The following is a 462-nucleotide window of genomic DNA, read 5'->3' as shown; positions in this document are numbered from 1 at the left end:
ACGACCTAGCATTGACCCTGTCGTCCTCATCAAAATCGTTCTTATCCAATATCTCTTTGGAATCCGCTCGATGCGCCAAACGATCAAGGAAATCGAAACGAATGTGGCATACCGGTGGTTTCTAGGCGAGGACTGCGGAAGGTATCCATGCAGGCGATGCTCGTTTTCGCATGCATGAACCTCAAAAAACTAGCCACCTGGCTTTGGAGAACCGGTGGCTCAAAACAGAAACTTACTGCATTTTTGAGTTTTNGGATCTATTCCAAGCGCAAAGAAACGATTGAACGCGTATTTGCAGACATGAAAGAAAAGCATGGCATGCGATGGACCACCTTGCGAGGACTGCGGAAGGTATCCATGCAGGCGATGCTCGTTTTCGCATGCATGAACCTCAAAAAACTAGCCACCTGGCTTTGGAGAACCGGTGGCTCAAAACAGAAACTTACTGCATTTTTGAGTTTT

The 462-nt window shown here is 47.1% G+C and carries 2 pseudogenes; both read left to right on the top strand.

The features are described 5' to 3' along the window. Positions 1-133, top strand: a pseudogene (locus tag EDM21_RS13780) (transposase); the annotation flags it as partial. A 122-nt stretch (positions 134-255) separates the two neighbouring features. Next, positions 256-462, top strand: a pseudogene (locus tag EDM21_RS13775) (transposase); the annotation flags it as partial.

The organism is Paenibacillus lutrae, assembly GCF_009757775.1.
GTDB classification, from domain to species: domain Bacteria; phylum Bacillota; class Bacilli; order Paenibacillales; family NBRC-103111; genus Paenibacillus_F; species Paenibacillus_F lutrae.
Note: the sequence above shows the minus strand (reverse complement) of the source record. Positions and strands in the feature narration are given on the sequence as shown.